22 protein-coding genes and 1 pseudogene are annotated in these 25,339 nt (G+C 70.7%); 13 read left to right on the top strand and 10 right to left on the bottom strand.

Annotated features, from left to right (window positions below; translation table 11 throughout):
- Positions 1-7: 7 nt before the first annotated feature.
- Genes glgB through malQ form a run of 3 tightly spaced genes read left to right on the top strand, consistent with a single transcriptional unit; the run spans position 8 to position 6,335 of the window.
- Positions 8-2,161 (top strand): 1,4-alpha-glucan branching protein GlgB, encoded by a 2,154-nt coding sequence (gene glgB / locus KO353_RS06880; RefSeq protein WP_218286963.1) that lies wholly within the window; start codon positions 8-10, stop codon positions 2,159-2,161.
- Positions 2,158-4,239: a glycogen debranching protein GlgX gene (gene glgX, locus KO353_RS06875; RefSeq protein ID WP_218286962.1), complete on the top strand. Its 2,082-nt coding sequence runs from the start codon at positions 2,158-2,160 to the stop codon at positions 4,237-4,239. Before glgB ends, glgX begins: the two co-directional genes overlap by 4 nt.
- Complete coding sequence (gene malQ / locus KO353_RS06870; RefSeq protein ID WP_218286961.1) at positions 4,236-6,335, top strand: 4-alpha-glucanotransferase; 2,100 nt, start codon at positions 4,236-4,238, stop codon at positions 6,333-6,335. The genes glgX and malQ overlap by 4 nt, the downstream gene beginning before the upstream one ends.
- Positions 6,336-6,344: 9 nt before the next feature.
- Here the strand turns inward: malQ and polA are convergent, their stop codons facing one another.
- Together polA and KO353_RS06860 are read right to left on the bottom strand one after the other, a co-directional pair.
- Positions 6,345-9,137 carry a DNA polymerase I gene (polA, locus tag KO353_RS06865; protein ID WP_218286960.1) on the bottom strand — a complete coding sequence of 931 codons (2,793 nt, stop codon included), beginning with the start codon at positions 9,135-9,137 and terminating at the stop codon, positions 6,345-6,347.
- Positions 9,138-9,142: 5 nt separating this feature from the next.
- Positions 9,143-9,337 (bottom strand): zinc-finger domain-containing protein, encoded by a 195-nt coding sequence (locus KO353_RS06860; RefSeq protein ID WP_218286959.1) that lies wholly within the window; start codon positions 9,335-9,337, stop codon positions 9,143-9,145.
- 44 nt (positions 9,338-9,381) lie between these two features.
- Here KO353_RS06860 and KO353_RS06855 point away from each other — a divergent pair, with 44 nt between their 5' ends.
- Positions 9,382-10,347 carry an alpha/beta fold hydrolase gene (locus KO353_RS06855; RefSeq protein ID WP_218286958.1) on the top strand — a complete coding sequence of 322 codons (966 nt, stop codon included), beginning with the start codon at positions 9,382-9,384 and terminating at the stop codon, positions 10,345-10,347.
- Between the two features lie 16 nt (positions 10,348-10,363).
- Here KO353_RS06855 and KO353_RS06850 read toward each other — a convergent pair whose 3' ends face one another.
- From KO353_RS06850 to KO353_RS17015, 6 genes are all read right to left on the bottom strand, one after another.
- Entirely contained in the window at positions 10,364-10,894 is a 531-nt protein-coding gene (locus tag KO353_RS06850) for a copper chaperone PCu(A)C (protein WP_218286957.1), read from the bottom strand.
- A gap of 19 nt (positions 10,895-10,913) precedes the next feature.
- Positions 10,914-11,546, bottom strand: coding sequence for an SCO family protein (locus KO353_RS06845; RefSeq protein WP_218286956.1), 633 nt, complete (start codon positions 11,544-11,546; stop codon positions 10,914-10,916).
- A complete protein-coding gene (locus KO353_RS06840; protein ID WP_218286955.1) occupies positions 11,543-12,199 on the bottom strand; it encodes a hypothetical protein in 657 nt (218 codons plus the stop codon). Before KO353_RS06840 ends, KO353_RS06845 begins: the two co-directional genes overlap by 4 nt.
- Positions 12,196-12,462, bottom strand: a complete 267-nt coding sequence (locus KO353_RS06835) for a hypothetical protein (RefSeq protein ID WP_218286954.1) — start codon at positions 12,460-12,462, stop codon at positions 12,196-12,198. Before KO353_RS06835 ends, KO353_RS06840 begins: the two co-directional genes overlap by 4 nt.
- Before the next feature lie 128 nt (positions 12,463-12,590).
- Complete coding sequence (locus tag KO353_RS06830; RefSeq protein ID WP_218286953.1) at positions 12,591-13,982, bottom strand: beta-propeller fold lactonase family protein; 1,392 nt, start codon at positions 13,980-13,982, stop codon at positions 12,591-12,593.
- Between the two features lie 67 nt (positions 13,983-14,049).
- Positions 14,050-14,415 (bottom strand): DUF2946 family protein, encoded by a 366-nt coding sequence (locus KO353_RS17015; protein WP_407928215.1) that lies wholly within the window; start codon positions 14,413-14,415, stop codon positions 14,050-14,052.
- An 80-nt stretch (positions 14,416-14,495) separates the two neighbouring features.
- Between KO353_RS17015 and KO353_RS06825 the strand changes: the two genes are divergently transcribed.
- A complete protein-coding gene (locus KO353_RS06825) occupies positions 14,496-14,825 on the top strand; it encodes an NIPSNAP family protein (protein ID WP_218286952.1) in 330 nt (109 codons plus the stop codon).
- Between the two features lie 93 nt (positions 14,826-14,918).
- Here KO353_RS06825 and KO353_RS06820 read toward each other — a convergent pair whose 3' ends face one another.
- On the bottom strand, positions 14,919-15,641 hold the full coding sequence (locus tag KO353_RS06820) for a superoxide dismutase (protein WP_218286951.1): 723 nt from the start codon (positions 15,639-15,641) through the stop codon (positions 14,919-14,921).
- 244 nt (positions 15,642-15,885) lie between these two features.
- Between KO353_RS06820 and KO353_RS06815 the strand changes: the two genes are divergently transcribed.
- The 6 genes and pseudogenes from KO353_RS06815 (at position 15,886) to KO353_RS06795 (ending at position 20,714) form a co-directional block, all read left to right on the top strand.
- Entirely contained in the window at positions 15,886-16,896 is a 1,011-nt protein-coding gene (locus KO353_RS06815; RefSeq protein WP_218286950.1) for an extracellular solute-binding protein, read from the top strand.
- A gap of 106 nt (positions 16,897-17,002) precedes the next feature.
- The gene (locus tag KO353_RS06810; RefSeq protein WP_235692052.1) at positions 17,003-17,824 is read left to right on the top strand and encodes an ABC transporter permease; all 822 of its coding nucleotides are present in this window, start codon (positions 17,003-17,005) and stop codon (positions 17,822-17,824) included.
- A gap of 5 nt (positions 17,825-17,829) precedes the next feature.
- Complete coding sequence (locus KO353_RS06805) at positions 17,830-18,627, top strand: ABC transporter permease (RefSeq protein ID WP_218286949.1); 798 nt, start codon at positions 17,830-17,832, stop codon at positions 18,625-18,627.
- Positions 18,624-19,058: pseudogene (locus tag KO353_RS16360) on the top strand (ABC transporter ATP-binding protein); the annotation flags it as partial. The gene KO353_RS06805 and the pseudogene KO353_RS16360, both read left to right, overlap by 4 nt.
- A gap of 166 nt (positions 19,059-19,224) precedes the next feature.
- Positions 19,225-19,566 (top strand): ATP-binding cassette domain-containing protein, encoded by a 342-nt coding sequence (locus KO353_RS16355; protein WP_235692141.1) that lies wholly within the window; start codon positions 19,225-19,227, stop codon positions 19,564-19,566.
- 158 nt (positions 19,567-19,724) lie between these two features.
- Entirely contained in the window at positions 19,725-20,714 is a 990-nt protein-coding gene (locus KO353_RS06795; RefSeq protein WP_218286948.1) for a TAXI family TRAP transporter solute-binding subunit, read from the top strand.
- A gap of 124 nt (positions 20,715-20,838) precedes the next feature.
- Here the strand turns inward: KO353_RS06795 and KO353_RS06790 are convergent, their stop codons facing one another.
- Complete coding sequence (locus KO353_RS06790; protein ID WP_218286947.1) at positions 20,839-23,208, bottom strand: methyl-accepting chemotaxis protein; 2,370 nt, start codon at positions 23,206-23,208, stop codon at positions 20,839-20,841.
- A 113-nt stretch (positions 23,209-23,321) separates the two neighbouring features.
- On the opposite strand from KO353_RS06790, the gene KO353_RS06785 reads away from it, so the two are divergent.
- Both KO353_RS06785 and KO353_RS06780 read left to right on the top strand, forming a co-directional pair.
- A complete protein-coding gene (locus KO353_RS06785) occupies positions 23,322-24,254 on the top strand; it encodes a DMT family transporter (protein WP_218286946.1) in 933 nt (310 codons plus the stop codon).
- 35 nt (positions 24,255-24,289) lie between these two features.
- Positions 24,290-25,321, top strand: a complete 1,032-nt coding sequence (locus KO353_RS06780) for an aspartate-semialdehyde dehydrogenase (RefSeq protein WP_218286945.1) — start codon at positions 24,290-24,292, stop codon at positions 25,319-25,321.
- Positions 25,322-25,339 lie beyond the last annotated feature (18 nt).

Below are 25,339 nucleotides of genomic sequence, written 5' to 3'. Positions count from 1 at the left end.
CGCCAACGTGACTGACGAGCCCGCGCTCGCCGCCCTCGCCGCCGGGCGGCACGGCGATCCCTTCTCGCTGCTCGGGCCCCATCGGGAGGAAGGCGGCTGGCGGCTGAGGGTGCTCGTTCCGGGCGCGCGCGCCGTCTCCGCCCATGCGGTCGACGGCAGCCTGCTCGCGTCGCTCGCGCCGACGCCGCACGAAGGCCTGTTCGAGGGCATGATCCCCTTCCGCTGGCCATACCGGCTGCGAATCGAGTGGCCGGGGGGCGTGCAGGACACGGCCGATCCCTACGCCTTCCCGCCCCTGCTCGGGCCGATGGACCTCTACCTCTTCGCCGAAGGAAGGCATCGCCGGCTCGGCGAGGCGCTCGGGGCGCATGTCATGGAGGTCGAGGGGGTCTCCGGCACGCGCTTCGCCGTCTGGGCGCCGAACGCGCGCCGCGTCTCGGTGGTGGGCGACTTCAACACCTGGGACGGGAGGCGGCATCCGATGCGGCTTCGCATCGAGGCGGGCGTGTGGGAGATCTTCATCCCCGATGTCGGCCCAGGCGCGCGCTACAAGTACGAGATCATCGGCGCCCACGGCGCGCTCCTGCCGCTCAAGGCCGATCCCTGCGCCGGCGAGGCGGAGCATCCCCCGGCCACTGCCTCCGTGGTGCCGAGGCCGCTTCCCCCTCATCTGCGCACGGGCGGGCCGCCGCTCGCGCCGGAAGTGCCCGTGACCATCTACGAGGTGCATGCTGGGTCGTGGATGCGGCGCGAGGACGGCGGCGTGCTCGGGTGGGACGCGCTTGCCGAACGTCTCATTCCCTATGCCCGTGAGCTCGGCTTCACACATCTCGAGCTCCTGCCGATCACCGAGCATCCGTTCGACGGCTCCTGGGGCTATCAGCCGATTGGCCTCTTTGCGCCGACGGCCCGGTTCGGCCCGCCGGAGGCGTTCCGACGCTTCGTCGATGCCGCGCATGCGGCGGGCCTCGGCGTGATCCTCGATTGGGTTCCCGCCCATTTCCCGGCCGACGCGCACGGGCTCGCGCGGTTCGACGGCACCGCCCTCTACGAGCACGAGGACCCGCGCGAGGGCTTCCACCGCGACTGGAACACGCTGATCTACAATCTCGGCAGGCACGAGGTCCGCGGTTTCCTGATCGCGTCCGCCCTCACCTGGCTGCGGGACTTCGGCTGCGACGGGTTGCGCGTCGATGCGGTGGCGTCGTTGCTCTATCGTGACTATTCCCGCCCCCCAGGCGAGTGGATCCCGAACATCTATGGGGGCCGCGAGAACCTCGAGGCGATCGCCTTCTTCCGCGAGCTCAACGAGGCGGTGGCCGAGCACGCGCCCTGGGCCACGGTGATCGCCGAGGAGTCGACCGCCTGGCCGGGCGTCACGGCCCCCGCGTCGCACGGCGGGCTCGGCTTCGGCTTCAAGTGGAACATGGGGTGGATGAACGACACCCTCGCCTACATGGCGAAGGACCCGGTGCACCGGCGCTGGCACCACGACAGGCTCACCTTCGGGCTTCTCTACGCCTTCAGCGAACGCTTCATCCTGCCGCTGTCGCACGACGAGGTGGTGCACGGCAAGGGGAGCCTGCTCGCGAAGATGCCGGGTGACCGCTGGCAGCGCTTCGCCAACTTGCGCGCCTATCTCGGCTTCATGTGGGGCCACCCCGGCAAGAAGCTCCTCTTCATGGGCGGGGAGTTCGGCCAGCCCGAGGAGTGGAACCATGCCGCCTCGCTGCCGTGGCACCTGCTCGACGATCCGATGCATGCGGGCATGCGGCACTGGGTCGGTGACCTAAACGCCGTCCTGCGCTCCCATCCGGCGCTCTACCGCAACGACACGCGCCCGGAAGGGTTCGCGTGGTCCGTCGTCGATGACCGCGACCAGAGCATCTTCGCCTTCCTCCGCTTCGGCGCGGCGGCGGACGCTCCCGTTCTCGTGGTGTCGAACTTCACGCCGGTGCCGAGGCACGGCTACCGGGTGGGCGTTCCCCGCGGCGGCGTCTGGACCGAGCGGCTCAACAGCGATTCCGCTCTCTATGGCGGCAGCAATCTCGGCAATGGCGGCGCCGTGACCGCGGAGGATGTGCCGATGCATGGGCACGGGCAATCGCTCGTGCTCACCCTGCCGCCGCTCGCGACGCTGTTCCTCGTGGGGCCGCGATGACGCGTCTGCCCGACCGTCTCGAGCCAGGCGCTCCCTATCCGCTCGGGGCGCGCTGGGACGGGCTTGGCGTCAATTTCGCCCTCTTTTCCGACCACGCCACGCGCGTCGTGCTCTGCCTGTTCGATGCCGAGGGCAGGCGCGAGCTCGCGCGACTTGATCTGCCCGAGCGGACCGACGGCGTGTGGCACGGCTACCTCCGCGGCGCGGGGCCCGGGCTCGTCTACGGGTTCCGCGTGCACGGCCCCTACGACCCGCGTGCCGGGCACCGGTTCAACCCGGCGAAGCTCCTGCTCGACCCCTATGCGCAGGCGCTGGTTGGAACGCTCAAGCACGGCGATGCGCTCTTTGGCCACCGCGCGGGTGCGGGCGGCGAGCACATCCCCGACCGCCGCGACAGCGCGCCGCTCATGCCGAAAGCGATGGTCGTCGCCTTCCCCGAGCCCGAGGCGCCGCCTCTGCCCCGCACGCCGTGGCGCGACACGCTGATCTACGAGGCGCATCTGCGCGGGCTGACGATTCGCCACCCTGCCGTTCCGGAAGCCGAACGCGGGACCTTCGCCGCCCTCGCCCACCCGGCCGTCGTCGAGCACCTGCACCGGATCGGCGTAACCGCCGTCGAGCTCCTCCCCGTTCACGCCTTCGCCGACGAACCGTTCCTTGCGCAGAAGGGATTGTCCAACTACTGGGGCTACAACACGCTTGCCTTCTTCGCGCCGCACCCGCGCTATCTCGCGACCGGCTCGGTCGAGGAGGCGCGCAGCGCCATCCGCGCGATGCACGCCGCCGGCATCGAGGTCATCCTCGACGTCGTCTACAACCACACCGCGGAAGGCGGCGAGGAGGGCCCGACCCTCTCCTTTCGCGGCATCGACAACGCGAGCTACTACCGCCTCGTGCCGGAGGACAGGCGGCGCTGCATCAACGACACCGGCACCGGCAACACGCTCGACCTCTCGCACCCGCGGGTGATCCAGCTCGTCATGGACAGTCTCCGCCACTGGGCGACCGTCTATGGCGTCGACGGCTTCCGCTTCGACCTCTCGACCGTGCTCGGGCGCGAGCAGCACGGCTTCGATGCCGGCGCGGGCTTCTTCGACGCGCTGCGGCAGGACCCGGTTCTCGCCACGCGCAAGCTGATCGCCGAGCCCTGGGACGTCGGCCCCGGAGGCTACCAGCTCGGCAACCATCCGCCCGGCTTCGCCGAGTGGAACGACCGGTTCCGCGACACCGTGCGCCTGTTCTGGCGCGGCGACGAGGGGATGCGGCCGGCGATGGCCGCGCGTCTTGCTGGCTCGGCCGATCTGTTCGACCGCGGCGGTCGCCGCGCCTGGGCGAGCGTGAACTACGTCACGAGCCATGACGGGTTCACCCTGCGCGACCTCGTCAGTTACGCCCGCAAGCACAACGAGGCGAACGGCGAGGACAACCGCGACGGCCACAACGACAACCACAGCTGCAACTGGGGCGCGGAAGGCGAGACAAGGAGCGCTCCCATCCAGGCGCGTCGCCTGGCGGTCGCACGCGCGATGCTCGCGACCGTCTTCGTCGCCATCGGCACGCCGATGCTCGCGATGGGCGACGAGGCGTGGCGAACCCAGGGCGGAAACAACAACGCCTACTGCCAGGACAACGAGACCTCCTGGTTCGACTGGGACCTCGCCGGATCCGAGACCGGCGCGGGGATGACGCGGTTCGTCGCGCGCCTCGCCGCGCTTCGGCGCGCCCACCCCGTGCTCCGGTCGGACCGTTTCCTTCATGGCACGCTGGTCGCGCCTGGGCTTCCCGACATCGCCTGGTTCGACCCGGACGGCACGACGCTTTCGCCCGAGCGCTGGCATGACCGCTCGGCACGCGCCTTCGCTCTGCAGCTCGCCGGCCCGGACGGGGCGGGCGCGATCGACGTCCTCCGCGTGCTGATGAATCCGGGCAACGCTCCCGTGACCTTCCACCTGCCCGAGCCGTTCGCGATCGCGCTCGACACGGCCGACCCGGATGCGGCGCCCGCGCCGCCCTGCGTCGAGGTCCCCGTCGCGGCGCATGCGCTCGTGATCGCCACGCGCAAGCACCCCGCGCCATGACCGGCACCGACCAGGCGCTCAGGCGCCTCGCCGAACGGCACGGAATCGACACGACCTGGCAGGATTGGCGCGGCGAGCATCGCGAGGTCGGGCTCGATGTGCTCCGCGCTCTCCTCCGCTCCGTCGGCGTCGACCCGGCTCGCCCCGAAGCCGCGCTTGCCGAGGCTGAGGAGGCGGCGCGGCGCGGCGATCTCCCGCCCCTGCTCACCGGAACGGCGGGCGGGGTGCTCGAGGTCCCGCTCGCTGAAGCCGAGGCGACGGCGCCGGTCGCCTGGCGGATCATCGCGGCCGACGGCACGGCGCGCGAGGGCGTTGCCGAACCGTTCCGGAGCGAGGCCGGAACAGCCGCCTTCAGGGCGCATCTTCCAGCGGCCTTGGGTGAAGCGGTTCTTGCGTTCGGCGGGCGTTCGGTGTGCGTTCTCGTCGCCCCCTCCTCCTGTCATCGCGGGCCGCTTGCGTCCGGGCGTCTGTGGGGGCTCGGCGTGCAGCTCTACGGGCTGCGTGCGCCGGGCGATGGCGGGCTTGGCCATCTCGGCCTGATCCCTGGGCTCGCGCGCGCCGCCGCCGCCGCCGGGGCGGACGCGCTTGCCGTGAGCCCGCTGCATGCGCTGTTCGCGGCCGATCCGGGTGCCTACTCCCCCTACTCCCCGTCGCACCGGGCGATGCTGAACGGCTGGATGGTTGACCCGGGCGGCCTTCCCGACATCGCCACGCTTGGGGAGCTCGCCGCCGCCCTCGGTGTGGCCGAGCAGATGGCGTCGCTCGAGTCCTTGGCGCTGATCGATTACGCCGCCGCAATCCCCCTCCGGCTCGCGCTTCTCCGCGCGTTGCACAACCGTTTCCGTGCCGTCGCCCCCGCTTCCCCGCTCGGGGCCGAGTTCGCCGCCTTCTGCGCCGCAGGCGGGGCGACGCTCGAGGCGCATGCGCAGTTCGAGGCGCTGCACGCACATCATTTCGGCAGCGACCCATCGCTCTGGGACTGGCGCCGCTGGCCCGCCCCTTTTCGCGACCCGCTCTCGCCAGAGGTCGCGCGTTTCGCCGCCGAACACGCCGAGGAGGTGTCGTTCCACGCGTTCCTGCAGTGGCTCGCCGCGCGCCAGCTCGCGGCCGGGCAGAAGGCAGCGCGCGCGGCCGGGATGGCGATCGGGCTGATCGCTGATCTCGCGGTCGGCACGAGCCCGGGCGGGTCGCGCGCCTGGTCTGGCACCGCGGCACTGCTCTCGGGGGTGTCGATCGGCGCCCCGCCCGATGCGCTCAACACCGTCGGGCAGGACTGGGGCCTCACCACCTTCGCTCCCGGGCCCCTCGCCGCCGCGGGGTTCGCCCCCTTCATCGAGGAGTTGCGCGCCGCGATGGCGCAGGCGGGCGGTGTCCGGCTCGACCATGTGATGGGGCTCACGCGGATCTGGTGCATCCCCGAGGGCGCGCGGCCGCACGAGGGTGCCTATCTCCGCTTTCCGGCTGCCGACCTCTTGCGCATCGTTGCCGCCGAAAGCGCCGCCGCCGGAGCGGTGGTGATCGGCGAGGACCTCGGCACGGTTCCGGAAGGCTTCCGCGAGACGCTCGCCGCGCACGGGATCCACGGCCTCCGTGTTCTGTTCTTCGAGCGCGAGGGCGACGGTTTCGCCCCGCCCGGCCGCTACTGCCCGGACGCCATTGCCACAAGCACGACGCACGATCTGCCCACGCTTGCCGGCTGGTGGGAGGGAGCGGACATCCCGTTGCGTGACCGGCTCGGCCTGCTCGCCCCGGGCGAGACGGCGGCGGAGGCCGAGGCGCGCCGCGCGGCTGACCGGCGCGCTTTGTGGCAGGCGCTCGCCGACCATGGCTGGGCGCAGGGAGAGCCGCCCGCGCGGGCGGAGCACCAGCTTGGCGTGGCCGTGGCGCGCTTTCTCGGCGCAACCCCCGCCCCGCTCGTGCTGCTGCCGCTCGAGGATGCGATCATGACCACCGAGCAGCCGAACCTTCCCGGAACGGTGACGGAACATCCGAACTGGCGACGGCGCCTCGCCCGGCCCGCCGAGGCGATGCTCGGAGAGGAGCCCGCGGTCTCGGTTCTCGGCGCGCTCGATGCCGCGCGGCGCGAGAGGCGCTGAGCGGCGCCTCTAATGCGCGTCTGCCCAGTTCCGGGCGGCGCCGGTCTCGACGACGAGCGGCACGCGCAAGCTTGCCGCCCCCTCCATCGTCCGCTTCACCACCTCGGCTGTGGCGTCCGCCTCCGCCTCCGGCACCTCGAACAGGAGCTCGTCATGCACCTGCAGGAGCATCCGCCCCGAGAGGCCGGCCTCGGCGAGAGCGGCGGGCAGGCGCACCATGGCGCGCTTGATGATGTCGGCCGCCCCGCCCTGAAGCGGGGCGTTGATCGCCTGGCGCTCGGCGAAGCCGCGCCGGGCGGGGTTCTTCTCGGCTATCCCTGGGATCCAGATCCGACGCCGGAACGGGGTCGTGACGAACCCCTTGATCCGCGCCTCCTCCTTCATCCGCTCCATGTAGTCGCGGATCCCGGGATAGCGGGCGAAATAGGCGTCGATATAGGCCTTCGCTTCGCCTGGCGTGACCGAGAGCTGGTTGGCAAGCCCGAAGGCGGAGATGCCGTAGATGATGCCGAAGTTGATCGCCTTGGCGCGGCGTCGCGTCAGCGGGTCCATGCCCTCGATCGGCACGCCGAACACCTCCGCCGCGGTGCGGGCGTGGATGTCCTCGCCGTTGCGGAAGGCTTCCGCGAGCGCCGGCACCTCCGCCACATGGGCGAGCAGGCGAAGCTCGATCTGGCTGTAGTCGGCCGACAGCAGCACGTGCCCGGCTTCGGCGATGAAGGCGCGGCGTATGCGCCGCCCTTCTTCGGTGCGCACGGGGATGTTCTGCAGGTTCGGGTCGGTCGAGGCGAGGCGGCCGGTGCTCGCGGCCGCCATCGCGAAGGAGGTGTGCACCCGCCCGGTGCGCGGATTGATCTGGTGCACGAGCGCATCGGCATAGGTCGATTTCAGCTTCGCGAGCTGCCGCCATTCGAGCACCTTGGCGGGAAGCGGGTGCTGCGCCGCAAGCTCCTCGAGCACGCCCGCATCGGTTGCGTATTGTCCCGTCGCGGTCCTCGCACGCCGCCCGCCGGGCGGGGCAAGGCCAAGCTCGTCGAACAGCACCTTGCCGAGCTGCTGCGGGCTGCCGACGGTGAAGGGGCGGCCGGCGAGCGCGTGGATCTCGCTCTCGAGTGCGGCGAGGCGGTCAGCGAACTCGGCGCTCATCTGTTTGAGGTCGCGGGCATCGACCTTGACGCCCGCGCGTTCCATCGCCGCGATGACCGGGATCAGCCTCCGTTCCACGTGCTCGTAGAGGGCGAGCACGCGCGCCTCGCGCAGCCTGGGCCTGAGAGCGTGCCACAGCCTGAGGGTCACGTCCGCGTCCTCAGCGGCGTAGGCCGTGGCGCGATCGATCGGCACCTCGGAGAAGGGGATCCGTGCGCGCCCCGTTCCGGTGACGCTGTCGTAGCTGATCGGCCGGTGGCCGAGATGCCGCTCCGACAGCTCGTCCATCCCGTGGTCGTGGCGGCCCGCATCGAGACAGAAGGAGATCAGCATCGTGTCGTCGATCGGCGAGACGGCGAGGCCGCCGTTCTCCTCGCGGGCGAGCACCTCGAGATCGTACTTGGCGTTCTGCAGCACCTTGAGGACGGACGGGTCGGCGAGCAGCGGGCGAAGCGCCGCGACGGCCGATTTGAAATCGATCTGTTCCGGCGCCGGTCCGGTCGCGAGATCGCGCGCGCGCGCGTGCCTGAGCGGAACATAAGCCGCGCGGCCGGGCGCGAGCCCGAGCGAGAGGCCGACCAGCATCGCACTCTGGGCATCGAGGCTGTCGGTCTCGGTGTCGAGGGCGACGACGCCGAGGCGGTGCGCCTCAGCGATCCAGGACTCGAGGGTCGCAAGGTCGGTGATCGTCACATAGGGGCCGAACGGAGCTGCATCTCCGTTGGCTGCGGAGGCCGCCTCGGCCGGTGGCTTCCCTCGACCCGCCGCGCCCGGGTCGGGCGGCGCCGTGCCGCCGTCGAGCCCGAGCCGCGCAAGCGTCGAGCGGAAGTTCTGCGCCCTGAGCCAGGCGGCGAGCTTCGCCCGGTCGGGCTCCTTGAGCGCGAGCGCGGCAAGCGGCAAGGGCAGAGGGGCGCGGTCGTTCAGCGCAACGAGGCGCTTTGAGATCCGCGCGGCCTCGGCGTGTTCGAGGAGTGCTTCGCGCCGCTTCGGCTGCCTGATCTCGCTCGCGCGGGCGAGCAGGGTCTCGAGGTCGCCATACTCGGTGATGAGCTGGGCGGCTGTCTTGATGCCGATGCCCGGAACGCCCGGGACGTTGTCCACCGGGTCGCCCGCAAGCGCCTGCACATCGACCACCTTGGCGGGCGGCACGCCGAACTTCTCCACCACCTCCGCCTCGCCGATCGGCCTCTGCTTGATCGGGTCGAGCATCGTCACGCCCGGGCGGACGAGCTGCATCAGGTCTTTGTCGGAGGAGACGATGACGACGCGCCCTCCCTCCTCAGTCTCCGCCCTGGTATAGGACGCGATCAGGTCATCCGCCTCCCAGTCGGAGAGCTCGATCGCGGGCAGGCCGAAGGCGTCAACCGCCTCGCGGATCAGCCCGAACTGGGGGACGAGCTCGGGCGGCGGGTCGGGGCGCTGCGCCTTGTAGGCCGGGTAGATGTCGTTGCGGAAGCTCTTGCGGCCGGCGTCGAACACCACCGCGATGCGCTGCCCCGGGTTCTCCGCGATCAGCTTCGCGAGCATGTTGACGAAGCCGAACACGGCGTTGACGGGGGTGCCGTCGGGGCGCGTCATCGGCGGCAGGGCGTGAAAGGCGCGGAAGATGTAGCCCGACCCGTCGACCAGGATCAGGCTCGGGGGTGCCTCCGCCACCGCGCTCAGCCGACCGCCTTCGCGCCCTCGGCCGCGAGCACGAAGACGCGCGAGCAGTAGGGGCAGACGACGCGGCCGTCGACCAGGGTGAGGAAGACGCGCGGGTGGCCGAGCGCGCCGCCGCCGCCGTCGCAGGCGACCGTGGTCTCGGACACCGTGATCGTCTCGGCGGGGGCCGGGGCGGCGCCTGGCGACGGCATGGCGGTTCCTGTCCTCTCGAGGGTGGGGGATGATAGCGGCCGTGATGGCACGATCAACCGACGCTCCGTCGACGCTCTCGCGGCGTGCGCTGCTCGCCGCGCTTGCCGCCGGCGCCTGCGCGCCGCGCGTCGAGCCGGCCGGACCCGCCCTGCACCCGCCGCGTGATTCGGGCGATGCGCTGGTGATGGGGGATGGCGCGCGCCTGCCGCTTTCGGCCTGGCTGCCGGAGGGGGAGCCGTGCGGCGTCCTCCTCTGCCTGCACGGGTTCAACGATTACCGAGGCGCCTTCGAGATCCCGGCGCCGCTGTTCACCTCGGCCGGCTGGGCGCTCTACGCCCATGACCAGAGGGGGTTCGGCGGCGCGCCCCGGCGCGGCATCTGGGCCGGGGCGGAGACGCTCGCGGCCGACGCCTCCGCCGCCGCGCGGCTCATACGGGCCCGCCACCCGGGCCGGCGGCTGATCCTGCTCGGCGAGAGCATGGGCGCGGCGGTGCTTATCCTCGCCGCCACGGGGGCCGATCCGCCCCCCGCCGACGGCTACGTCCTCTCCGCGCCGGCCGTGTGGGGAGGCGAGACGCTGGGGCGAACCGGGCGGAAGATCCTCGAGGTCCTCGCGCATACCGTGCCCGCGCTCGGCATCGTCGGCGGCAGCCCAGCGATCCGCGCCTCCGACAACGAGGCGGCTCTGCGTGCGATGGCGCGTGACCCGATGGTTCTGCGCGCGACGCGGATCGATTCGCTGTGGGGACTTGTGGGGCTGATGGATGCCGCGCTCGAGGCCGCGCCGCGGTTCGACGCACAGGCCCTGATCCTCTATGGCGAGCGTGACGACATCGTGCCGCCGCGCGCGATCGCAGCGCTGCGGGCGCGGCTGCCGGGCCTCGCTTCCGGCCGGCAGCGGTTCATCTCCTACGCGGACGGCTATCACCTCTTGTTGCGCGACACCGGGCGCGCGCAGGTGGCCCAGGACATCCTCGACTGGGCCGATGCGATCGGGCGCGAGGCCTGAGGCGTGGCGCCGGCCGTCAGTTGCGATGGCGATGGCCTTGATCGTGTCCGTGGCTGTGCCCGTGGCTTTGGCCATCGCCATGCCCGTGGCCATGCCCCTGCCCGGGGCCGGAGGCGCCGGCGGGAAGAACCGGCACCTCGACCGTCACCTCGCCGGCCCGCTCGAACCGAAGCGTGAGCGGAATGGTCTCGCCGGCGCGCAGCGGCCGGACGAGGTCGATCAACATCACGTGCAGCCCGCCCGGGCGCAGCACCGCCGGCTCGCCGGGGTTCACCTCGATCGCCGAAACGGGGCGCATCCGCATCACCCCGCCGTCCATCATGTGGGTGTGCAGCTCGACGACGCGTGCCACCGGGCTTGCCGCCGAGACGAGACGGTCGAGCGTGTCGGTGGTGTTCTCGATGGTCATGTAGGCCGCCGAGTTGCGGCCGGCGAGCGCCGCCCGTGCCCAGGGCTCGTGCACGACGAGCGGCTCAGCGCGCGCGGGCATGGCGGTGAACAGGGCGAGGGTGGCGAGGCTCGCGAGAAGAAGGCGTCGTGTCGTCATCCTGTCGGTCTCCTGTCGTTCAGCTGCGGGCGAGATGGGAGCGGATCGCCGCCGCCATCTGCTCGGGCGTTGCCTGGGGGGAGAAGAACTGGCGGAACCCCCCGTCCGGTCCCATCAGGTAGACGAAGGCGGAATGGTCCATCGTGTAGGCGTCAGGCTCCGGCCCGGTCTTCACCTTGTTGTAGTACACGCGGAAGGCGCGCGCCGCGGCCGCGACCTCAGCCTCCGTGCCGGTGAGCCCGATGATCGCAGGGTGAAACAGATCGGTGTACCGGGCGAGCGCCTCGGGCGTGTCGCGCTCCGGGTCGATGCTGACGAAGAGCGGCACGAGGCGTTGCGCGTCCTGCCCCAGAAGGTCGAGCGTAGCGGCGATCTTGGCAAGCTCGGTCGGGCAGACGTCTGGGCAATAGGTAAAACCGAAGAAAATCAGCATGTGACGGCCGCGATACGTCTTCTCGGTCACCGGAGCGCCTGTCTCGTCGATCAGCGAGAAGGGCCCGCCGATCGCCACGCCGGCGGGCAGCGTCGGGCCAAGGCTCTCTGGCGCTGGTCTGAGCCAAAGAGCCGCGCCGCCTATGCCAATCAGCAACAGCAGCGCGCCGCCAGCGAGAAGGGCGAGGCCGCGCTGAAGCCCCTGCACCTCTGTGCTCATGGCGACCCTCCCCCAAGCCCGGCATGAGCGCCAGCGAGGATCGCCACGAACGCCAGCGGAATGCCTATCAGCGCGGCGTAGAAGATCACCGCAGGCGACCAGGCAAGGGCGAGGAAGGCTACGCCAAGGAGCGGCGTGACGAGGAGCCAGAGGGCGCGCTCCTCCTCCGCGGCTTGCGGTGTCTCCTGCGGAGACGGCCTTGCTGTGGCTGGGCCGGACCGGAGGCTCGCCGCCATCAGAGCGACCATCGCCGCCGTCGTGACGCCGACCGCGAGGATGCCTTCGCTCTCGCGGCCAAGGAGCGTGAGCAACGCAATCCCGCCCGCACCCACGGAGAGGGAAAGCCAGGGCATCAGCCGTGCGGCGCGGGGCACGCGCTCGCCCCCTGGCCCGCTGCGCATGGCCGAGGCCATCTGCCCGAGATTGGCGAGGAAGAAGAAGGCCGCGAGCGGCAGCGAGGCAAACAGCAGGACCACCATCTCCGGCGTGCCGAAGCCGCTCTTTGGTCCAGCGATGCCGGAGAGGTAGAGCCCGGCCCAGACGGCGAAAGGCGTGAGCATGAACCCGCCCACGGCGTAGGGAAGCCACCAAAAGGGGCTCGCACAGGGGGCTGCCTCGCCGGTGGCCTCGGCAAGCCTCTCAGTCTTGCTCATCGGAATACCCCCGTGCTGTGTTGCGGCCAGATCGGCGGCGCTTCCCCGGCCCTCGCCTCAATCCGGCCGGCGAGCCGCGCGAGCCGCGCTGCCTCCGCTGCCGCAAAGCCTGCGTTGCCCTCGGCGCAGGCCTCACGGGCGGCGGCGAGTTGGCGCTCGATCATCGCCCGTTCCGCCTCCGTCGCATGTCGCTCGAGTGCCGCAAGCACGGTGCCTGTCTCACCGATCGCGGCAGCGCAGGCCTCCGTTGCGATCGCGTGCATCTCCGCCACGTCGCAGGCAAGCGCGGGCATTGGGGTGGCAACGGCGGAGGCCAAGGCCAGAGCGAGGCCCCGCCGCGCGCTTTTTGGGAACGGCATGCGCGTCTCTCTCCGTTGGTCAATCCCTGTGTTCATCGTGTCGGGGGCGGCCCTGCTGGCTTGCTTGGCCCTGAGGTGGGGCTGAACGTCGCCACGCGGTTCGGCCTTTCTGTGACCGGGAAGCTCCGCACCGCTTCGGCCTTCGCCATGTCGATCACTGTCAGCGTGTTGTCAATGTTCGCCGGAACGAGCAGTCGCGTCCCGTCACCCGTCATCGCCATGTCGCGATGCCCGTTGTGCAGTCCGACAGCGATCGAGGCGCGCTGAACAGGACGCTGCGGCTCGCTGAGATCGAACACGGCAACCGCACTCGACCGCGTCGTCTCCGGCCCGAGCGTACCGAGCGGCAGGAAGAGCTTGTCCCCGCGGGGCGCGACGGCAACGTAGCCAACGCGCGCGCCTGCCTCTGGCGTTCCGGCGAGGCTCCGGGTGCAGTCCGGTCCGTCCTTGAGAACCGGGATTTCGGTGACAACCGAGGCCTTGGCTCCATCGATGACGGCAATCTGCCCCACTTGGCAGGGAAGGCCCGGTGCCCTGCTGTCACCCTCGCGCGGGGCGTATTGCGGGCCGTAGAGCCAGCGCCCAAGAGGGTGAACGCCGATCGCAGAGCCACCCCAGCCGCGGGTGGCCAAAGCGGTGAAGGACGATGGCTCCGCCGCCATGTCGACGAGGACGAACTGCCCCGTGCCGTTAAGGTTGTGTACGGCGAGCCCGCTCACTGGCTCGGTTGCCGCCCCATGCGGTGCCGGGCGGACGCCAGGGCGGCTAGCGGTAGGGGTGCAGGTCTTCGCCTCGCTGCTGCCGTCGAGACCAAGCCTGCGGGCGTCTAAGGATGCCACGCGCCGGATCGCTGCCGGATTGGCGAAGTCATAGACGCCGATAATCTCTTCGCAGTCATTGATATTGCTCACGGCCATGCGTGGCAGGGTCGGATGGAAGGCCGCCTTGTGGTGCCCCTGCCCGAGCCGCACCTCGCCCGCGGGCTTGAGGTAGGTCGGGCTTCCCGGCGTGACGTCGATGAAAAGAGCGGTGTTGTCTGTATTCGGCTGGCCGGGCGTGCTCACACCGTCATTCAGCGCCACGAAGAACTGCCGCCCGTCGATCACCGGCGTCAGGTAGCCATGCACGGGCCGCCGCCCACCCATAGACGAGGAGGGGATGCGGGCGAGTTCGCGAAGTCTGCGCGCGTCAACCACGAGGATCGTGTCCCCATCGCGGTGGTTGAGCAGCAGCACGCCATCGCGGGTCACCATCATGTCGCTGCTCAGCCCAGGCGTGGCGAAGCGCGCACGCTCCGCTCCCGTGGCGAGGTCGTAGGCGACAAGGTGGTTGCGTGCCGAGACGAAGACGATCGTATCCTCGGCCCGCAGGGGCAGGGCGGCAAGCGCAAGGGCTGCGGCAAGCGCAGCGTGTCGCAAAGGCATGGGCTCTCTCCAGTCCAGTTTGCTCACAAGGGGGCAGGGCCGGCGGGCACTGCAGGGACAAGACCAGTCAGGAGAGAGCGGGGGGAGCCCGTGCCGGAGGCCTCCGGTGCGGCCCCTCGCCTTGGCGAACCGACTCAGGCAGCGCCACTTCGAAGCCAAGCGCACCGCCTCGCGCGAGCGGCAGAGGCGGCGGAGGCGGTGGCAAAGCCGCGAGGTCGTGCCGGAGGCAGGCGGGGCAATCGGCGTGATCGGCGTGGCCCTTATCGCCGTCCACCGGCACAGGCACGAGCCCGTCCGCGGTGCAAACGACAAGCATGAGCGGGGCTGACGCGGCAGCGGCACGGGAAAGCGCCGGTGGGAGCACGAGCGCCAGCACGGCGAGCGCGGCGAGAAGCCTCGCGCTGCAGCGTAGAATGGGCAGAAGCCTGATCACAGCTGTTGAGGTATGGCGTTGACGCGCCGGCTGCGCAAGTCTCCCGGCGTTCACCCGGGACACGGAGGAAACGCACCGTCATGATCGTCGACCTGCGCATCTACACCTGCAAGCCGAACCACGTGAACGACTTCATCGCCCTCTATCGCGAGCACGCCTGGCCGCTGCAGCAGAAATATCTCGGACGCTGCGTCGGCTGGTACGTCACGGTCGAGGGCCAGCTGAACCAGGTCGTGCACATGTGGGCCTATGATAGCCAGGCGGATCGCGAGCAGAGGCGCAACGCCATGGCGGCCGACCCGGCCTGGCAGGCCTATCTGAAGAAGGCGGCCGAGGCCGGCTATCTCGTGCACATGGAGAACCGGATCATCCGCCCAGCGCCGCACTGGACGCCGCTTCCGGGCATGTGAGCGCGGCCTGGGCTTGAGCCGCGGGTGGCGCGCGCTCGCCACCCGCGAGCATTCAGGGCGTCCCGCGGCGACGCCGGCCAAGGCGCGGCGGCGTCATATCGCGAGCGTGCCGGCGCGTGCCGCGGCGTAGCGGGCGGCGATCTTCTCCCAGTCGAGGACGTTCCACCAGTTGCGCACATACTCGGCGCGGCGGTTCTGGTAGCGCAGGTAGTAGGCATGCTCCCAGACATCGTTGCCCATCAGGACGCGCTGGCCATCCATCAGCGGGTTGTCTTGGTTCGGCTTCTGCACGATCGCAAGCCGCCCCTCGCGGCTGACGGTCACGAACGCCCAGCCCGAGCCGAACAGCGTGTTCGAGGCGCGCTCGAACTGCTCGCGGAAGGACTGGATGCTGCCGAAGTCGCGCGCAATCGCGGCGGCGAGCTCGCCCGTGGGCTCCCCGCCGCGGCCGCCCATGATGGTCCAGAACATCGAGTGGTTGGCATGCCCGCCGCCATTGTTGCGGATCGCCGTGCGCACCGACTCGGGCATCTCGGAAAGCCGCATCAGGATCTGGTCGAGCGGCATCGCCGCCACTTGCGGGTGGTTGGCGACCGCGGCGTTGAGGTTCGCCACCTGCGCACCGTGATGGAAGCGGTGATGGATCTCCATGGTGCGTGCGTCGATCGCCGCCTCGTTCGCATCCGCCGGGTAGGGCAGCGGCGGCAGGGTGAACGGCCCAGCCGGCGGCGAGGTGGCGGCCTGGGCCCAGACGCGGTGTGGCGCCGCGAGCACGAGCGCGCTTGCGGCGAACAGGGTGCGGCGTGAGAGCGTCATGGCGTTTCTCCCGATCAGGCACGTGTGATCTTTGGCGTGACCGGAGGAGAATCGCGACGATCGTCGCGGAAGACAAGCGCCTCGCCGCCGCGTCGGCTCGGGGGCGGGATCGGCGCCGCGTCGTGCGCGCACCGCCTTGCGCGGCGAGCGGGAGGATTCATCGATCCGTCATCGACACGTCACACCACCGTCATCCATCGCCTGCATGGTTCGGGCCGTCGTCACGTCGCGGAGTCGCACGGCCATGGATCGCCGCTCGCTTCTGATCGCCGCCGCTACGCTGCCGCTTGCCCAGCCGCTAGCGGCGCAGGCGCAGCGCGCCGTCTGCTACAACTGCCCGCCCGAGTGGGCTGACTGGGCCTCGGCCCTGCGGGCGATTCGCGAGCGTCTCGGGATCGTCGTCCCGCACGACAACAAGAACAGCGGCCAGGCGCTCGCGGCGCTGATTGCCGAGCGGGCGCGGCCGGTCGCGGATGTGGCGTATTTCGGCGGCAATTTCGGCCCGCGCGCCCGCGCGGAAGGCGTGCTCGCCCCCTATCGCCCGGCCCTGATCGAGGAGGTTCCCGAGGGGATGAAGGACCCCGACGGGTACTGGTTCGCGATCCACTCCGGAACCTTGGGCCTCTTCGTCAACACCGAAGCGCTCGGCCGCACGCCCGTCCCGACAGGGTGGTCCGACCTCCTGAAGCCCGAGTATCGCGGCAAGGTCGGGTTCCTCAACCCGATCAGCGCCGCGGTGGGGCAGGTGGGGCTGTTCGCCGTCAACCTCGCCCTAGGGGGAAGCTACGAGAACTTCGACCCGGCGATCCGCTTCTTCTCCCAGCTCCGCCAGAACGCGCCGATCATCCCGACCCAGACGGCCTACGCAAGGGTTGTCTCGGGCGAGATCCCGATCCTGTTCGACTATGACTTCAACGCGATGCGCGCCCAGTTCACCGACCGTGCGCCGGTTCGTTTCGTCCTGCCGCGTGAGGGCACGATCAGCTTCCCCTACATCATGGGGCTGGTCGCAAACGGGCCGAACCCGGAGAACGGCCGCAAGATCCTCGACTTTACCCTCTCCGACGAGGGGCAGCGTATCTGGGCCAACGCCTTCCTCCGCCCCGCCCGCGCGAACGTGAGCCTGCCGGCGGAGGTCGCCGCGCGGTTCCTTCCCGCCTCGGAGTATGCGCGCGCGCGCCCCATCGACATCGCGAAGATGGTGGCGGCACAGGACGCCGCGGTGGCGCGCTACCGAACCGAGGTCGGCGCCTGAGCGTCGGGGGCGTGATGTTCGCTCTGTTCTCTGACCCTCTGTTCGCCCTGCCGGTGCCCCGTCGCCGCCGCCTGCGCGACGCGCTCGCCCGGTTCACCTTCGGCCGGTGAGGGGCGCGGACCGCTTCACCCTCGGGGCTCTGCTCGCGCCCGCCGGCGCCTTCCTCGCCGCCTTCTTCCTTCTGCCGCTCGTGCTGATGCTGCGTACCGGCGCGTCCGGGCCCGACGGGCTCTGGACCTATGCCGCGATCCTGACCGATGCCCGCTATCTCAAGAGCCTCGGCCAGACCCTCGCCCTCGCCGCAGGCGTGACGGCGGCGACCCTCGTCGTCTCGGGCATCGCGGGCCTGTTCCTGTCGCGGCATCGCTTCCGCTTCCGGAGGCTTCTCGTGGCGATGCTGACGCTGCCGCTTGCCTTTCCCGGCGTGGTCGTCGGCTTCCTCGTGATCATGCTCGCAGGCCGGCAGGGGCTGATCGGGCAGATCACGCAGGCGCTCGCAGGCGAGCGCCTCGTCTTCGCCTATTCGATGGCGGGGCTGTTTATCGGCTACCTTTACTTCTCGATCCCGCGCACGGTGCTGACGGTGATGGCAGCGGCCGAGACGCTCGACCCGGCACTTGAGGAGGCGGCGCGTGCCTGCGGAGCGGGGCGCTGGCAGGTGGTGCGCGATGTGCTGATCCCCGGCCTCCGCCCCGCTTTCCTTGCCGCCGGAGCGATCTGTTTCGCGACCGCGATGGGCGCCTTCGGCACCGCCTTCACGCTCGCGACCGAGATCTCGGTCCTGCCGATGCTGATCTACGCCGAGTTCACCGTGAGCGCGAACATCGCCGCTGCCGCCGCCCTCTCCTTCCTGCTCGGCGCCGTCACCTGGGCCGTGCTTGCTCTCGCGCGCACGGCCGCTGGCGGCACGGTCGCCGCCGCCGGCTGAGGGCGATGCGGCGCGACGCAGGCTTCTGGGCAGGGCTCGTCTTCGCCGCGCTCGTCGCCGCCTTCCTGATCGTGCCGGTGATCCTCTCGATCCTCGCGGGCGTGACGGCCAACTACCAGCGCGGGATCCTCGCTTCCGGCGTCACCCTCGCCTGGGTCGCGCGCGTGCTCGACCTCTACGCCCACACCATCCTGCTCTCGGTGAAGATCGCGCTTGCCACGCTCGTCGCCACGCTCGTGCTCGGCATCCCGGTCGCCTACGCGCTCGCGCGGCACCAGGGGCGGTTCGCGCGCCTCGTCGAGGAGGCGCTCGTGATGCCGGTCGCGATCCCCGGGATCGCGACGGGGCTCGCGCTGATCCTCGCCTGGGGAGCGGTCGGCGCGTTCCGCTCGCACTGGACCTTCATCCTCGCGGGCCATGTGCTGTTCACCCTGCCCTTCATGGTGCGCGCCGTTCTCGCGGTGCTGCTCGGGGTGGGGCTTCCCGTGCTCGAGGAGGGGGCGCGGTCGCTCGGCGCGGGGCTGCCGTATCGTTTCGTCACCGTCCTGCTTCCGAACGCCCGACCGGGGATCGTCTCGGGAAGCCTGATGGTGGTCACGCTCTCGCTCGGCGAGTTCAACATGACGCTTCTCTTGCACACGCCCTTCACCATGACGCTCCCGGTCGGGCTCGCCGACAGCTACGCTTCCATGCGGCTCGAGATCGGCTCGGCCTATACGCTCGTGTTCCTCATGCTGATCGTGCCGTTGCTCGTCGCGCTCCAGGCGGCGGCTGACCGTGCCGCCGGGATCGGCCGGCGATGAGTGTCGCCGTTGCGCTCCTCTCCTGCGCCCGCACCTTCCCCGATGGCACCCGCGCCCTGCGGCCGACCGATCTCGCGATCGCTCCGGGAGAGACGCTCGCGCTCCTCGGTCCCTCCGGTTGCGGCAAGACCACCATGCTGCGGATCATCGCCGGCCTCGCCGAGCCAGACCCGGGCGGGCGGGTGCTGTTCGACGAGCGCGATGTGACGCGGCTTCCGATCGAGCGTCGCAACGTCGGCATGGTGTTCCAGTCCTACGCGCTGTTTCCGAACATGGACGTCGCGGGAAATGTGGGCTACGGGCTCAAGGTGCGACGCGTGCCGCGCGAGGACGCCTCGCGCCGCGTCGCCCGCCTGCTCGAGATGATGCGCATCAGTGAGCTCGCCGGGCGGCGTATCGACCAGCTCTCGGGAGGGCAGCGCCAGCGTGTCGCGCTCGCCCGCGCGCTTGCGCCGGAACCAGCGGTGCTGCTGCTCGACGAGCCGCTCGCGGCGCTCGACGCACGCCTGCGCGACGAGCTCAGGGCAGAGATCGCGGCGCTTTCTGCGCACGCTCAGGATCACCTCCGTCTTCGTCACGCACGACCAGGCCGAGGCGATGGCGCTCGGCGACAGGGTGGCGGTGATGCAGAACGGCGCGGTCGCGCAGATCGGCACGCCAGAGGAGATCTATCGCCGCCCGGCGAACCGGTTCGTGGCGGGCTTCGTCGGCACGCTGAACGTGCTCGGGGGAACCGTCGCATCGGGGCGTGTCCACCTGCCCGAGGGCTCGCTCGCCGTCTCCCTGGCCGACGGCACCGCCGATCTCTGCTGCCGCCCCGAGGCGCTCAGGCTCGACCCAGAAGGGACGCTCGAGGGCGTCGTCACGGCCGCCTTCGTTCCAGGGGGAGAGGACGCGGCTTGTGGTCAGCGGTGCGGCGGCGGACCCGCTCGTGCTTGACGTGCCCTGGCCCGCCCCGCGCGTCGGCGAGCGAATCCGGCTCTCGGCCGACCCGGACGGGATCGTCTCGCTTGCCGAGATTCGCCCCTGAAGCCCTTCCGCCCGGGGCCGGTTTCCCTCATGTTTCGGGGAGTCGTCGTACGGGGAGGACCGACACTATGATCACGCGACGCCATCTGATCGCCGCGACCTCGCTCGCGGGCTTGGGCCTGCCGGCCGTCACCTCGGCGCAGCCGCGCAACCCCGCCTGGCCGCGCGCGCTCAACATGGGCACGGCGGCGCCGGGCGGCACCTACGCGATCTACGGCCCTGCCTGGGGCCAGATCGTCCAGGAGGCGACGGGGGTGAACATCTCCTATCGCACGACCCAGGGCCCGAACCAGAACATCATCCTGGTCAATCGCAAGGAGGTCGAGCTTGGGATGGTGACCATGGGGGTGGCGCTGCAGGCCTGGAACGGCCAGGGCGAGTGGACCCAGGGCAACCGCTTCCGCGACATCCGCGCCCTGTTCCCAATGTATGACACGCCGTTCCACGGCATCGCCCTGCGCCGCAGCGGCATCACCGACCACAGCCAGCTCAACGGCAAGTCGGTCGGCGTTGGCCCGCGCGGGGGCACGCCCGGCACCTACTATCCGCTGATCCTGCGCGCGCTCGGCGTCACGCCGTCGGCGATCCGCTACGGCAGCGCCTCGGACCTGATCGGCCAGGTCTCCGACGGGCTGCTCGACGCGTTCCTGTTCGCCGCCGGAGCGCCCATCCCCGCCTTCAGCGAGCTCGAGACGACCAACCAGGTGACCATCTTCGGCTTCACGCCCGCGCAGATGGAGACGATCGTGAAGGAGATTCCGGAGCTCTCGAAGGGTAAGATCCCGAAGGGCACCTACCGGACGCCGACCGAGGACCTGAACATCCTCGGCGTCTACAACTTCGCGATCGGGCACCGGTCGCTGCCCGAGGATTTCGTCTACGAGCTCGTCAAGGCGGTGATGACGCAGAACGCGCGCATGGTTCAGGCCACCGCCGCGGCGAAGGAGACCCGTCCCGAGAACTGGAACAAGAACACCTTCCTGCCGTTCCACCCGGGCGCGGCGAAGTGGTTCCGCGAGAACGGCTTCGCGGTGCCTGACGCGCTCGTGATGGCCTGAGCGGCCTCTACGGGGGGCGATCGGGGCGGCCGGTGCGCAAGCGCCGGCCGTCCGTTCGGAACAACTGCCTGTCGCGTTTCGCGTCACGCCCGCTGCCGCGACGGCGGCGAGCGCGATCCGGCGCTCAGGCCGCGAGCCGCGAGACGAGGCCGGCGATCGCCTGTTCGGTGCTCCGCCGCTCCGCCTCCGAGCGATGGAGGAACGCGAAAGCGACGGTCTGACCCTCGCGCCGCACCGGGCGCACCGTGAGCGGCGGCAGGCCAGGAAGCTCGGCCTCCACCTCCTCGGAAAAGCGTGGCGGATCCTCGCCGAACGTGACCGAGAAGCCGCTCGCCGAGATGTCGCCGAGCGTCGCGACGACACGGCGCCCGTTGGCGAAGTGCAGCGCGACGGCCCCGCGCCCCGCGAAACGCCCATCGGAACGGCGATCGGCCTCCTTCGTCGCCGTGCGAACGACCCGGGTGAGCAGGCTTCTCAGCGTGCCGACCTCTTCGGCGACTTCGCCGACCACGGTCTTGACCTCGGCCGCGATCTTGCCGTTGCGCGTCGCATCCTCGATGACACGACGCATCTCCTCCGTGACGGACCGCGCCGACGCGGCGGAGGCGTTCACCGCGCGCGCGATCTCCCGAACTGCATCCGTCTGGCTGCTCATCGCCGCTGCCACCTCGGCCGCCATCGCATCGATGTCGCCGATCGCCGCTGTGATGTCGGCGATGCCTGCGAGCGCCGCCTTCGTCGCCTGCTCGATCGTCTTGATACGCCCGCCGATCTCTTCCGTCGCCTTCGTCGTCTGTGCAGCGAGGTTCTTCACCTCCGAGGCGACGACGGCGAAGCCTTTGCCCGCCTCGCCGGCGCGCGCCGCCTCGATCGTGGCGTTCAGCGCCAGCAGCTTGGTCTGGCCCGCGATCGTGCCGATCAGGCGGCTGACCTCGGCGATCTCCCGCACGGCGCTCGCCAGTTGATCGAAGCTTTCCCGCGCGGCTTCGGCGCGCGCGGCCCCTTCCCGCGCGGTGGCGGCGGAACGGCCTATACGCTCCGTGACCTCGCCGATGCTCGCCGTCAGCTCCTCGGAGGCGGCGGCGGCGCCGGAAATCGTCGCCAGCGAGGCTTCTGCGGTCCGTGCCACCGCCTCCGCCGTGCAGCCGACAGTCGCCGCGATCGCATCGAGATCGCCGGCGAGGCCGACGACCCGGTCGTTGCGGCGGCCGACGCTCGCGACGGCGGCGGCGGCTTCCTTCTCGATTACGTCGGCCATGTGCCGGATCGCCTCAATGCGGGCGCTCTCGGCCTCGGCGCGCAAGGACTCCTGTTGCCGGACGAGCGCAGCGTTCTCGCGCGCCTGGCGCTGGAATGCCGCAGTCGCGGCGATGAGAGCAGCGACCTCGTCGCGCCCTCGCGGCGCAGGAACGGCGACTTCCGTGTCGCCCGCGGCGAGGCTACGGATCGCCGTAATCGCGCCGAGCAGCGGGCGTACGACGCGCCGGACGACGAAAAGGAAGAGAGCGATCGACCCGGCCACGGCAGCCGCGAACAGGATCGCGGCGCTGAGGAAGGCGAGCCAGCCACCGCTGCGCGTCGCCGCCGCCGTCTCGTCGAGCGCCATGGTCGTCGCGGCGATCGCCTCCTCGATCGCGGTCATCATCGCGGTGACGTCTCGGAACCACGCCTCCGCCGCCATCGGATAGGCCGCCCCCGCGCCCGACGCGGCGACGATGCGATCGAGCAGCGGGTCAATGGCGCGGAAGTAGCGCTCGTCGGCGCGCGCGAGAGCCGTGCGCACGGTCTCGGGGGTCGCGTCAATCGCGAGTGCCGTGAGTCGGTCGCGAGCGGAGCGGACATGGCCGCTGAAAGAGCCGATACGACGAAGCTCTCCCGGCTCGAACGGCCGGCCGGCAGCGATCACGCCGGCGACGAAGCCGCGCTGGCGCCCGGCGTATTCGAGCGACTCCAAAAGCGCATCGCGCATGCCGATCAAGACCTGCGTGCGGTCGACCGACGCCGCGAGGGCGCCAGCTTCCAAGCTGCGGCGCAACGTGGTGGCGGCATCGATCACGGACGTGCTCGCTGCGAACCACTCGGCCTGCGACGGCGCCGTCGACGCCGGGCCGTCGACGCGGGCGCGGAGCGCGGCGAGTTTCTGCCTCATCTGCGCGAGCGCGGCGCGCTCGGGCGCGAGGCTCGACCCGCCGAGGGCGGGCGAGGCGAGCGCCGCTTCGAGCCCGGCGTCCGCGCGGGCACGGGCGGCGAGCACGGGTTCGCGTGCGGACGCGCGGCGATCGGGAGCGAGGCCGAGCAGCGTGTTCGTCGTGCCGCGCTCGACCGCCAGCGAGGTCGTCGCTGCGATAAGGTGTCCGGAGGCGGTGTTCGCCTCGGCCAGGAGGTTTTGCCTGTGCACCGTGCGCCACGCTTCGATGGCGTGCGAGGAGAGCAGCGAAACGACCACCGCGAGCAGGGCGAGGACAGGGAGGATGATCTTCCATCGCAACGACATGGCGAGGCCCCGAAAGCTGACGACGTCGGATTTTCTCTCGAGCAAGAAAGCAAACGGAGGATGAACGCGGCCCGCCCTCGCCGTCGCGCCACGGAGGCGTATGCTTCGGACACATGGGCAAGAGCGGTTTCGGGCGCGGGGAGGCTGTCGGCTGGGCGGCGGCGATCGGCGCCGTCTCGATCTGGGCGTCCTGGGCGGTGGCCACGCGCTGGCTGCTCGGGTCGGCCACGCTCGATGCGATCGACATGATCGCTGTTCGGTTCCTCGCGGCGGCCGCGCTGATGCTCCCCCATGCCCTGCGTCATGGCCTGCCGCTGTGTCGGCTGCCCCCGCTCTCGCTTGCCGCCGTGGTGGGCGGGTCGGGCTTCGCCTTCAGCCTCTGCAACACCGGCGGGCTCGTGTTCGCCCCCGCAGGCCATGCCGGGGCGATGACCGCCCCGCTCTCGGCCGTGTTCACAGGCCTTCTTGCCCACCTCGTCCTGCGCGAGCGCCTCGGCCGGCGAAGCCTCTCCGGGCTCGGGCTGATCCTCGCCGGGGTGGCCACCCTCGTCGGCGCGACCCTCGCGGGCCATGACCGGCGCGTGTTCCTCGGCCATGCCCTGTTTGCGGGCGGGGGTTTCCTCTTCGCCTGCTACACGATCGCGATCCGCCGCGCCCGGCTCGGCTCGCTCGATGCGGTGGCGCTCAGCGTCATCGGCTCGGCGGTGGTCTATGTGCCGGTCTATCTGCTTCTCGTCGGCCCCCGCTTCCTCGACGCTCCAGCTGCAGAACTGTTCCTCCAGGGGGCGTTGCACGGGGGGCTCGCGGCCACACTGTCGGTGATCCTGTTCTCGATCGGGGTGGCGCGGCTCGGGGCGGCACGGGCGGCGAGCCCCGCGGCGCTGAACCCCGCGCTGACCGCTCTCCTCGCCATCCCGGTGCTCGGCGAGGTGCCGAGTCTGATCGAGATCCCGGGCTTCGCCGCGCTCACCGCCGGGGTGTGGCTCGCCTCGGGCGCACGGCTGCGCGGCGGGCCGAGGCTTGAACCCCCCGGCAAGGGGGCGTAACTCCCCTCCCGGCGTCTGCGGCGAGGAGAGCTTGCATGGGCTACAAGGTTGCGGTGGTCGGCGCGACCGGGGCGGTCGGGCGCGAGATGCTCAAGACGCTTGCCCAGCGGAACTTCCCCGCGAGCGAGGTGGTGGCGCTCGCCTCCGGCCGCTCTGCCGGGCAGCAGGTGAGCTACGGCGACGACCGCGTGCTCACCGTTCAGAACCTCGAGAGCTTCGACTTCTCGGGCATCGACATCGGCCTGTTCAGCCCAGGCGCCTCCGTCTCCGCCGTCCATGCGCCGCGGGCCGCGGCGGCAGGCTGCGTCGTGATCGACAACACGAGCCACTTCCGCATGGAACCGGATATCCCGCTCGTCGTGCCGGAGGTCAACCCGCAGGCGCTGAAGGGCTACGCCAAGCGCAACATCATCGCCAACCCCAACTGCTCGACCATCCAGATGGTGGTGGCGCTCAAGCCCCTGCATCGGATCGCCCGGATCAAGCGCGTCGTGGTCGCGACCTACCAATCCGTCTCCGGCGCGGGCAAGGAGGCGATGGACGAGCTCTACGCCCAGACCAAGGGCAGTTTCGTCAACGACCTCAAGGCGCCCGAGCAGTTCACCAAGCCGATCGCCTTCAACTGCATCCCGCACATCGACCGCTTCATGGACGACGGCTCCACCAAGGAGGAGTGGAAGATGGCGGTGGAGACGCGGAAGATCCTCGACCCCGACATAGCGGTGATCGCGACCTGCGTGCGCGTGCCCGTCTTCGTCGGCCATGCTGAGGCGGTGCATGTCGAGTTCGAAGGCCCGATCAGTGTGGCGGAGGCGCTTGCGGCATGGCGCCGCGCGCCAGGCGTCACGGTGGTCGACCGTCGCGAGGACGGCGGCTACATGACGCAGGTGGAGGCGGCGGGAGAGGACGACGTGTTCGTCTCGCGCCTGCGCAAGGACCCGACCGTGCCGCACGGACTCGCCTTCTGGTGTGTGAGCGACAATCTGCGCAAAGGCGCGGCGCTGAACGCGGTGCAGATCGCCGAGACGCTGATCGCCCGAGGGTTTCTCTCGAAACGCGCGGCCTGAGCCCGGGGCCGCGAGCTC

This window comes from Elioraea tepida, from assembly GCF_019203965.1.
Lineage (GTDB): Bacteria > Pseudomonadota > Alphaproteobacteria > Acetobacterales > Acetobacteraceae > Elioraea_A > Elioraea_A tepida.
The sequence above is the reverse complement of the archived record's forward strand: the minus strand, read 5'-3'. Positions and strand labels throughout refer to the sequence as shown.